Consider the following 9,768-nt stretch of genomic DNA (forward strand, 5'->3'; position numbering starts at 1 on the left):
GCTGAGCCGGGCACCAGGCCCGGCGGAAGATGTGAATCGTTGCCGGTTAGCTGGAGGTGGCGCCGTTGGGGGGGATGGCGGCCAGTTTTTCCTCGTGGCGGCGCATCAGGATGACCTTGCTCTGCAGCTTCTGCTGGAACTGGTCGACGACCACAGCGGTGACAATCACCACGCCTTTAATCACCATCTGCCAGAAGTCGCTGACGCCCATCATCACCATGCCGTCGGCAAGGAAGACGATGACGAAGGCGCCGATAATTGACCCGGTCACCCGGCCGCGGCCGCCGGCCAGCGCGGTACCGCCGAGCACGGTGGCGCCGATGGCGTCCATCTCAAACATGTTGCCGGTCATCGGGTGCGCGGTTTGCAGCTGTGATGCGACGATCAGGCCGACAAACGCCGCGCACAGGCCGGAGAAGGCATAGACGAATATTTTCGCTTTCACGATCGGCACGCCGGCGAGGCGGGCGGCAGACTCATTGCCGCCGATGGCGTAGATGTAGCGGCCAAGCGGCGTTTTAGTGGTCAGCCAGTAGCCCAGCACGAGGAAGCCGATCATCAGCCAGATCGGCAGATAGACGCCGAGCAGGGTGCCGGATCCGAGGGTGGCGAAACCGGTGTTGCCCAGCGCTTCCATGCCGTTGAGATTCGGGTAGGTGCTCCCGTCGTTAAACAGCAGCGCGGAGCCGCGGGCGACGTACATCATGCCTAAGGTGCAGATAAACGGCGCCACGCCGAAGCGGGTGATCACCGCGCCGTTGACCAGACCGACCAGCACACCGAAGATCGCCACGCAGAGGATCACCTCCGGGACATTAAAGAAGAGGATATCGCCGTTCCACAGCGGCAGGCCGTTGGTCAGCAGCGCGCCCGCGACCATGCCGCAGATCCCCGCCACCGCGCCGACGGACAAATCAATGCCGCCGGTGAGAATGACCAGCGTCATGCCGATGGCCAGCAGGCCGGTGATCGCCACGTGCTGGGTCATGATCAGCAGGTTAGAGGCGGTCAGGAAGTTGGGTACCATCACGCTGAAGAACGCGATCACCAGCAGGAGGGCGATAAAGGTGCGGGCCTTCAGCAGGTACATATAAATCATATATTTCTGGTTCATGATGGATTCCAGCCTGATTAATCTTGAGGTGTTGAAGCCGCGATTAACTGTTCGCGGGTCACCGCATGGCGCGGTAAATCGGCGGTAATGCGGCCATCGGCCATCACCAGGATGCGGTCGGCCAGGGCCATCACCTCATCCAGTTCCGAAGATGAGAACATCACCGCCAGCCCCTGCTGAGCCATTTTGCCGATCAGGTGATAGACGTCGGTTTTCGCGCCGACGTCGATGCCGCGCGTCGGTTCGTCGAGGAACACCACCTGCGGCTGGGTCATCAGCGCTTTACCCAGCACCACTTTTTGTTGATTGCCGCCGCTCAGCGAGGTGATGGGCAATGTGGCGTCGCTGACCTTGATCGCCAGCTGCTGGATCATCTCTTTCACGCAGGTCTCTTCTTTTTGCGGGTTCAACCAGCGCCAGGCGCGGCGGAACCCCTGCAGGCTGAAATCAGAGAGCGTCATGTTGGCCTGAATCGACATCATCTGCACCACGCCTTCGCCCTGACGGTCCTCCGGCACCAGCGCCAGCCCCTTTTTCAGGCGCTGTTGAAAGCGAGATTTGCCGATGCTTTCGCCGTTAAGATGCACCTCGCCGCGCTGGCAGGGCATCAAGCCGACCAGGCCTTTAAACAGCTCGGTGCGCCCGGCGCCCAGCAGGCCGTAAATACCGATCACTTCGCCTTTGCTGAGGGTGAAGGTGACGTCATTGAGCTTGTAACCGCCGCTGGGATGCAGCGCGGTCAGCCCTTTGACGTCAAGCACTGCGTCGCCTTTTGGCGCCGGTTGATAATCAAAGTGTTTTTTCTTATCACCGACCATCTGCTCGATGATCCACGGTACGCTGGCGTCGCTGACGTGACGCTCGCTGATAAAGCGACCGTCGCGGAAAATGGTGATGTTGTCGCCAATCTCCATCAGCTCTTCGAGGCGATGCGAGATATAGATGATGGTCACGCCGCGGCGCTTAAGCTGCGCGATCACCTTGAACAGCACTTTGACCTCAGACTGGCTCAGCGCCGAGGTGGGCTCGTCCATGATCAGCACGCGGGTGTCTTTCGACAGGGCGCGGGCAATCTCGACTAACTGCTGGTGGCCGATACCGAGTTCACCCAGCGGAGCGTAAGGATCGACATCCAGCTCCAGCCGTTCCAGCAGCGATTTGGCCAGCGCGTACTGGTATTTTTCGTTAATGCGTCCTTTCTGAAAGAATTCATTCGCCATGAAGATGTTGTCCATCACATTCATATTGGGAAATAAATTCAGTTCCTGAAAAATAATACTGATGCCCAGTTTTTCTGCCTGATGCGTCGACTGTAATGAAACTGCTTCACCATCGAGGATAATTTGCCCGGAGGAGGGCGTTTCAACGCCGGCAAGCATTTTCATCATGGTGGATTTACCCGCACCATTTTCTCCGATCAGCACGTTGACCTTATTTCGATAGACCCGGTAATTGACATTATCCAGGGCGGTTACGCCGGGATAGACGCGCGACAGGCCGCGGGTTTCGATAATCACTTCGGACTCAACGGGCTGGGGAGCGACGAGATCGTGCGGCGCCATATTATTGTCCCCCTGTATGAATGATTTTCGCCGGGGTAATTTCCGGGAGAGTTTGTGGAATATCCCAGGCCGAGAAGACGCCGTACACCTCCACGCTGTCGCCGGTTTTGACGTTGGCTGTCTGAATCATTTTGACCGCCTGACTGTTGATATTCTTGCTGTACTCGCCGAACAGCACCTGGTCATTAAAGTCCTGATAGCTGGCGCCGCTGTAGCCGTCGCGCAGCTGGGTGCCGCGCAGGGTAGGGCCAATCTGCACCGTCACCTTCCCGACGCTGGCGTCGGTCAAGGTCATTTTGCCGCTGCGCGAGGCGGTATCGAGTTTGCTGACGGTACCTGAAACCTTGACGTAGAAGATGCAGGGGTTTTCATCCTGCGCACGGTAGCCGAGGGTTTTACAGGCGCTATCAATGTCTTTTGCCGCCTTGAGCGCGCTCATCAGTTCCGCCGCCGGACGCGCTTTCGTCACCACCTGCGGTACGATGCTCTGCTGCCAGGTTTTATCCATATTCGCCATATGCGGGTTGGGCGGGGATTTCAGGTCTGCCAGCTCCTGCTGCGAGACGATGCGACAGCCCCCTAGCGCCAGTACGGCCAGCGTCAGACAGGTTTTCTTAAACATAATGCTCTCCTCTGCGCCCCCGCAGGGGCGCAACCACCCGAACTCAGGACTTAATGTTGAAATCCTGGACTTTATCGGCGTTATCCTGAGTAATCAGAATGCCGCGGAACATCACGCGCTGCTTCGCCGGCTTCTCGCCTTTTTGCAGGTAGTTATCCAGATCGGTGACGCCCTGAGCGGCGATGGCCTGCGCCTGCAGCATCACGGTTGCCTGCAGGGTGCCGGCTTTCACGGCGTCGCGCTCATCGTTGCTGCCGTCGATGCCGACGACAATCACATCGCTACGGTTGGCCGCTTTCAGCGCCGCAATCGCGCCAAGGGCTACCGGCCCGTTGCCACAGATGACGCCTTTCACGTCGGGGTGCGCCTGCAGGATGCTGTCCATGATGCGTTTGCCGTCGATCAGGGTGCCTTTGGCATCCTGTTTCGCCACGCTGACCATATCCGGATATTGGTCAATGACCTGATGGAAAGATTTAGAACGGGTGACGCAGTTATTATCGGCGAGGTTGCAGGTCAGCTCGGCGTATTTGCCTTTCTCCGCCATTTTCTCGACGAAGACGTTGGCGACCTCAGAGCCGGCCTGGAAGTTATTGTGGGTAATTTGTTCCAGTGCCACATCATCAACCGGAATTTCGCGGTTAATTAAGACCACCGGAATGCCCGCTTTTTTGGCTTTTTCAACGGCGGCGACGCTGGCGGTGGAGTCAGCGTTATCGAGAATAATGCCCTGCACTTTTTTACCAATCGCGGTGTCGATAAGCTCATTCTGCTTTTTGACATCTTCGCCATGGGACAGCACGGTGGTTTTGTAGCCGAGAGCTTGCGCTTTTTCGCTGGCGCCTTTGGCTTCCGAGGCGTAATACGGGTTATCCAGCGAGTTGACCATGATCATAATGGTGCCTTTCTCCGCGGCGTGCGCGGCAAAGGAGAAGGCGGTCAGGGTAGCAGCGGTTAAAAGGGTTATACGTAATTTCATGACTCTGTTCCTGTATTTTTATATTCGAACAAATGAGCCCCTGAGCGGGCAGGCTTTTACGGTCTGAAATTTCCCCTGATGTATTCGGGGATAGCGATATCGTTATGGGCCGGGTTTCTCCTGTGATAAGTGAATGCGTGTCGTCGCGCAGTCTGGCGGTCAGGCTGGCGAGTCCGGTTTCCATAATGTTCGGTCGACCGCATGGCGCCACTCCTGCCAGCGCGTTTGTAAGCGCTGGTGGCGGGCCATGTCGGGCTGAAAGGTGCTATGTTCGGTTAAGAAGGCCTGCAGATCGGCGGTCGATCCCGGATGGAGCGCTTTGCGTGCCAGCAACGCCGCGCCGATGGCGGACAGCTCCGGCACGTCGCTGCGCATCACCGGGCAGCCGAGCAGATCGGCCTGGTATTGCATCAGCCAGTCATTGTTGGTCGGCCCGCCGTCCACCATCAACGCCGTCAGGGTGAACTCCTCATGCTGACGCATCGCCACCACCACGTCGGCTATCTGATAGGTGATGGACTCCAGCGCCGCACGGATCAGATGCGCGCGTTTCACCCCGCGACTCAGGCCGCAAATCACGCCGCGGGCGCTGTCATCCCACCAGGGCGCGCCAAGACCGGTCAGCGCCGGCACGAAGTAGACCCCGAGGGTTGAGTCGACGGAGGCGGGGAGGGTATTCAGCTCATGGGCCAGCTCGGCGGCAGAGAGTTCGCTCAGTCCGGTGCTGTCCGCCATCCAGGCGACAGCATCGCCGGTGTGGGGAATATTCCCTTCCAGGCCCCACACCAGCTGGTCGCCATCGTGCCAGGCGACGGTGGTCGCCAGCGCGTCGATATCGCACTGCGCCGATTTGACCGGGGCCATGACCGAAGAGCCGGTGCCGTAGGTGGCTTTGACGCAGCCTGCCTCGCCGAGCGCGTGGCCGAACAGCGCGGCGTGGGAGTCGCCGATCATCGACATGATCGGAATACCGTCCGGAATGGCGGCCAGTCCTTTGGTATGGCCGAAGAGGCCGCTCGACGGTTTAATTTCCGGCAACGCCGCGCGCGGAATGCCGAACAGCGCCAGCATCTCGTCGTCCCACTCGCCGCGGTGCAGGTTCAGCAGCTGGGTGCGGGAGGCATTGGAGTAGTCGCAGCAGAAGGCTTCTCCAGCAGTCAGATTCCACAGCAGCCAGCTGTCGATGGTGCCGAGGCAAATCTCACCGCGTTCGGCGCGCAGGTGGCCATCGACAGTCGCATCCAGCAGCCAGCGCATTTTGGAGGCCGAGAACAGCGGGGCGATTGGCAGGCCGGTGGCACGCTTAATGTGCTGTTCCTGACGATCGTGACGCAGCGTGTCGCAGAACGCGGCGCTGCGGGTGCATTGCCAGGTAATGGCCGCGTTAATCGGTTCGCCGCTGTCGCGATACCAGCCGATGGCGGTTTCCCGCTGGTTGCTGATGGCCAGCGCGGCGACGTTTTCCGCGCCAACGTGGGCCACCGCGCTGGCGATCACCGCCAGCGAGGCGGTAACCAGCGCTTCGCCCGATTGCTCCACCCAGCCGTCGCGCGGCGTTTGGATCGCCAGCGGCTGCGAGAATTTGACGATAACTTTGCCCCGGCTATCCAGCACCACCGCTTTGGCGTTGGTGGTGCCTTCATCCAGGGCAATGATGAACTCTTTTGCTGTCGCCTGCATCGTGCTCTCCTCGGTCACTCGGTGTCCTGGAACCGCGAAGACGAGGAATATCTCCCACCGTCTCCTGCGTCTGTGCAGGCCATGTTGTGACATTTCATTATCATCTTTTTAATCACTGAATATATATTCGATAGTGATTATTTATTTGATACCTTAAGCCACAAACCCGGTGACGGGCTACCGGAAAAATCATCAATTGTGCTGGCAATCACATTTCGCCGATCGGCGAAAGCGGCGATAGGCGGCTGGAGTGGTTGATTAACTGATTGAATTTAAATGTATTAACAGAGCCAGCCCTGAAGCTAAAAAAGCACGTCAGGGCGGCAGAGAGGAAAAGCAGCGCGGCAGGTTAGTCGCTAACCAGCATGCGAGCGGTAGGGTAATCGGTGATTAAAACATCAATGTAGCCGCCGGTGAGGGCGCCTTTGATGGCCGCGACTTTGTCGGTACCGCCGGCCAGCGCGACCACGTTCGGGCATTTTTTGACCTTCTCCAGCGCCATACCGATCACTGGATCTTCATCATCGCGTAACACCGGATGGCCGTTTTTGTCGTAGTAGTGCAGGCAGATATCACCCACCGCGCCGCGCGCCGCCAGCACCTGCAGCATATCTTCGTGATAGTAGTTACCGGAGGTTTTCAGCAGTTGAGAGGGTTCGAGAATGCCGATGCCGACGATGGCGATATCCACTTCATCAAAGCGCGACACCACGTCAGCGACGTCTTTGCTGGCCAGCAGCCGGTTGCGCTCCTCCATGGATCCTTCGATGCTCTGTGACGGCAGCAGCCAGGCGTCGCAATTCAGGCGCTGGGCGAGGGTCTGGGTAAGAATCGTCGCCTGCACGTTACCGTTTGGCCCGACGCCGCCGAGCAGTTGGATCACGCCGCTGGCTTTCAGGTTTTGCGCATGAACTTCATCGACCATCGCGCGAATGGTTGAGCTCCACGAGGAGACGCCAATCAGATCTTTTGGCCGCAGCCGGGTTTCCAGATAGTGGGCGGCGGCGGAGCCAATCGCCCGCTTGATGGTATGATCGCTGGCCTCTTCCTCGGTATCCACCACCACCGCCTGCTTAAGGCCGTAGCGATCCTCAAGCCCTTTTTCGAGCTTCAGAAAGATGTTGGACGGCTGAACGACGCTGATCTTGACGACGCCTTCTTTCTGGCAGCGGGTAATGGCGCGGGAGACAAATGACTGAGACAGCGAGAGAAGTTGGGCGATATCAGACTGCTTTCGTCCTTCCAGATAGTAAAGCGTGGCAATCTTAACCAATAACCGTTGTTCATCCTGCTTAGCCATATTAATCCTCGAAAATCATTTATCGCCTTTCTTCAGGCGGTTAGCTGCAGCCATTATCGTAGTGACTTTTATCATACGCGAAAAAAAATCAGACTTAAGTGTGACAGGCGTCTAACTTTTGCCAATCCTCAAAATCGACTATGGACAAAAACAAAACAGCCAGGCCATAATCGAATAAAGAATCATTATTGAATATATATTCAAGGCAATTTCGAGTCAATGTGTTTATCCGGGCTTCGCCTGGAGCGGGAGGCAGAATGTTCCTGAGTAGGGCGCTGTGGCAGAAGGCTTACCACCCGGCATAGGGATATCTGGTTTTTTTTAGTCCTTGCTGGAATAAATATTCCATGCTGAAAATAAATTCAGAGGTGTGAAATGAATCCCTACAGATATGATATTCAGACGCTGGAGCGTAAAGCCCGCGCGGTGCGGCGCCATATTGTGCGCTTAAACGCCAATAGTCCGGCCGGCGGCCACACCGGGGCTGACCTTTCGCAGGTCGAACTGTTAACCGCGCTCTATTTCCGCGTCCTTAACGTCGCGCCGGACCGGCTCGACGACCCGCAGCGCGATATCTACATCCAGTCGAAAGGCCACGCCGTGGGCTGCTACTACTGCGTCCTGGCGGAAGTCGGCTTCTTCCCGGTCGAGTGGCTGGAGACCTACCAGCATGCCAATTCCCATCTCCCCGGCCACCCGGTGCGGCAAAAAACGCCGGGCATCGAGCTCAACACCGGCGCGCTGGGCCACGGTTTGCCTGTTGCGGTGGGGCTGGCGCTGGCCGCGAAGAAAAGCAACAGCACCCGCCGCATTTTTTTGATCACCGGCGACGGCGAACTGGCGGAAGGCAGTAACTGGGAAGCCGCCCTGGCGGCTGCACATTACGGCCTGGATAATCTGGTCATTATTAATGATAAGAACAACCTCCAGCTGGCCGGGCCGACGCGCGAAATCATGAATACCGATCCGCTGGCCGATAAATGGCGCGCCTTCGGTATGGAAGTCAGCGAATGCCAGGGTAACGACATGGCCTCGGTGGTCTCGGTCATCGAGGGGTTGAAGCAGGAAGGTAAACCCAACGTTATTATTGCCAACACCACGAAAGGTGCCGGTATTTCCTTTATCCAGGGGCGCCCGGAGTGGCACCACCGGGTGCCGAAAGGCGAAGAAATTGCACTGGCACTGGAGGAACTGAAAGATGAGTAATGCAGAACACCTGGCTAACGTCATGGTCGAAGCCTTTATCGCCGCCGTGGAGCGCGGCGTCGATCTGGTGCCGGTGGTAGCCGACTCCACGTCAACGGCCAAAATCGCGCCGTTTATTAAACAGTTCCCCGGCCGGCTGGTGAACGTCGGCATCGCCGAGCAGAGCATGGTCGGCACCGCCGCCGGTCTGGCGCTGGGCGGAAAAGTGGCGGTGACCTGTAACGCCGCGCCGTTTCTTATCTCGCGGGCCAATGAGCAAATCAAAGTGGATGTCTGTTACAACAACACCAACGTCAAGCTGTTTGGCCTAAACGCCGGGGCCAGCTACGGCCCGCTGGCCAGCACCCACCATTCAATTGATGACCTGGCGGTGATGCGCGGCTTCGGCAATATCCAGATCTTCGCCCCCTCCACGCCGCGCGAATGTCGGCAGATCATAGACTATGCCCTTGCTTATCAGGGCCCGGTCTATATTCGTCTCGATGGCAAGGCGCTGCCGGAGCTGCTTGACGAGTCGTATCGCTTTGTTCCTGGCGCTGTGCTGACCCTGCGTGAAGGCGAGGACGTCGCGCTGGTGGCCACCGGTTCGACGGTGCATGAGGTGGTGGAGGCGGCGCAGCAGCTTGCCGACCTCGGTATCCAGGCGAAAGTGGTCAGCGTGCCGTCGATTCGCCCCTGCGATACCGCGGCGCTGCTGGCGGTGCTCCAGCCATGTGGTTCGGTGATCACCGTCGAAGAGCATAACGTCAACGGCGGGTTGGGTAGCCTGGTGGCGGAAGTGCTGGCGGAAGCGGGCGTGGGCATTGCCCTGCAGCGGTTGGGGATCCCGGACGGGGAGTACGCCGCCGCCGCCGATCGCGGCTGGATGCGTCAGTACCATGGGTTTGATGCCGCCGCCATCGTTGCCCTGGTGCAAAAAAGAGACTGATGGCCTGAACGCCCGTTGCGTGAAGCGCGGGCGTTTACTGCTGCAATACGCAAAGTGTAATGACCTGCTCCTCCGACGCTATCCAGTGCAAGAGATAGCGCTGCTCCGCAAACATAAGCGCTAAGGTGCTTGCCGTTATTTCCACGATCTGAAAATCGGCGAACCCCAGCGCGCGCTGATTTGCCGCAGGCGTCGCCTTAAACCCACTCTCTTTCGCCGAAAACGCCAGCGTCAGCGCCAGCGGGAAGGGCAGGCCGCTGTGCAGCAGCGCCGTTTTTTCCGCCGGGCTGATAATGCTGCTCTCCAGCTCCGCGGCCAGCTGTGGGGTAAACCGGCGCTCGATATCGACGCCCACCGGCCGATCGGCGATCACCGCC

General features: G+C 58.5%; 9 protein-coding genes. 2 read left to right on the forward strand and 7 right to left on the reverse strand.

Features of this window, described 5'->3' with window-relative positions; genetic code table 11:
• Positions 1–46 precede the first annotated feature (46 nt).
• From BHE81_RS18900 to BHE81_RS18925, 6 genes are all read right to left on the reverse strand, one after another.
• Positions 47–1,114: an ABC transporter permease gene (locus BHE81_RS18900; protein WP_002893591.1), complete on the reverse strand. Its 1,068-nt coding sequence runs from the start codon at positions 1,112–1,114 to the stop codon at positions 47–49.
• Between the two features lie 17 nt (positions 1,115–1,131).
• A complete protein-coding gene (locus BHE81_RS18905; RefSeq protein ID WP_004176928.1) occupies positions 1,132–2,676 on the reverse strand; it encodes a sugar ABC transporter ATP-binding protein in 1,545 nt (514 codons plus the stop codon).
• Position 2,677: 1 nt separating this feature from the next.
• Positions 2,678–3,298: a DUF2291 family protein gene (locus tag BHE81_RS18910; protein WP_004223554.1), complete on the reverse strand. Its 621-nt coding sequence runs from the start codon at positions 3,296–3,298 to the stop codon at positions 2,678–2,680.
• A 43-nt stretch (positions 3,299–3,341) separates the two neighbouring features.
• Entirely contained in the window at positions 3,342–4,277 is a 936-nt protein-coding gene (locus BHE81_RS18915) for a D-ribose ABC transporter substrate-binding protein (RefSeq protein WP_002893597.1), read from the reverse strand.
• Between the two features lie 159 nt (positions 4,278–4,436).
• Complete coding sequence (locus tag BHE81_RS18920) at positions 4,437–5,957, reverse strand: FGGY family carbohydrate kinase (RefSeq protein WP_023302195.1); 1,521 nt, start codon at positions 5,955–5,957, stop codon at positions 4,437–4,439.
• Positions 5,958–6,306: 349 nt separating this feature from the next.
• Positions 6,307–7,257: a sugar-binding transcriptional regulator gene (locus BHE81_RS18925; protein WP_002893602.1), complete on the reverse strand. Its 951-nt coding sequence runs from the start codon at positions 7,255–7,257 to the stop codon at positions 6,307–6,309.
• 375 nt (positions 7,258–7,632) lie between these two features.
• On the opposite strand from BHE81_RS18925, the gene BHE81_RS18930 reads away from it, so the two are divergent.
• Positions 7,633–8,463, forward strand: a complete 831-nt coding sequence (locus tag BHE81_RS18930; protein ID WP_023302194.1) for a transketolase — start codon at positions 7,633–7,635, stop codon at positions 8,461–8,463.
• Positions 8,456–9,391 (forward strand): transketolase family protein, encoded by a 936-nt coding sequence (locus BHE81_RS18935; protein WP_023302193.1) that lies wholly within the window; start codon positions 8,456–8,458, stop codon positions 9,389–9,391. The genes BHE81_RS18930 and BHE81_RS18935 overlap by 8 nt, the downstream gene beginning before the upstream one ends.
• Before the next feature lie 34 nt (positions 9,392–9,425).
• Here BHE81_RS18935 and BHE81_RS28815 read toward each other — a convergent pair.
• A partial coding sequence (locus BHE81_RS28815; protein ID WP_228268721.1) for a 4'-phosphopantetheinyl transferase superfamily protein occupies positions 9,426–9,768 on the reverse strand: 343 nt, incomplete at its 5' end.

The organism is Klebsiella sp. AqSCr (assembly GCF_008452795.1).
In the GTDB taxonomy this organism is placed as follows: Bacteria; Pseudomonadota; Gammaproteobacteria; order Enterobacterales; family Enterobacteriaceae; genus Klebsiella; species Klebsiella pneumoniae.

Coding starts and splice junctions, on each gene's coding strand:
- BHE81_RS18930 (WP_023302194.1), top strand. CDS start 7,633: ATGAATCCCTACAGATATGATATTCAGACGCTGGAGCGTAAAGCCCGC.
- BHE81_RS18925 (WP_002893602.1), bottom strand. CDS start 7,257: ATGGCTAAGCAGGATGAACAACGGTTATTGGTTAAGATTGCCACGCTT.
- BHE81_RS18900 (WP_002893591.1), bottom strand. CDS start 1,114: ATGAACCAGAAATATATGATTTATATGTACCTGCTGAAGGCCCGCACC.
- BHE81_RS18905 (WP_004176928.1), bottom strand. CDS start 2,676: ATGGCGCCGCACGATCTCGTCGCTCCCCAGCCCGTTGAGTCCGAAGTG.
- BHE81_RS18935 (WP_023302193.1), top strand. CDS start 8,456: ATGAGTAATGCAGAACACCTGGCTAACGTCATGGTCGAAGCCTTTATC.
- BHE81_RS18910 (WP_004223554.1), bottom strand. CDS start 3,298: ATGTTTAAGAAAACCTGTCTGACGCTGGCCGTACTGGCGCTAGGGGGC.
- BHE81_RS18915 (WP_002893597.1), bottom strand. CDS start 4,277: ATGAAATTACGTATAACCCTTTTAACCGCTGCTACCCTGACCGCCTTC.
- BHE81_RS18920 (WP_023302195.1), bottom strand. CDS start 5,957: ATGCAGGCGACAGCAAAAGAGTTCATCATTGCCCTGGATGAAGGCACC.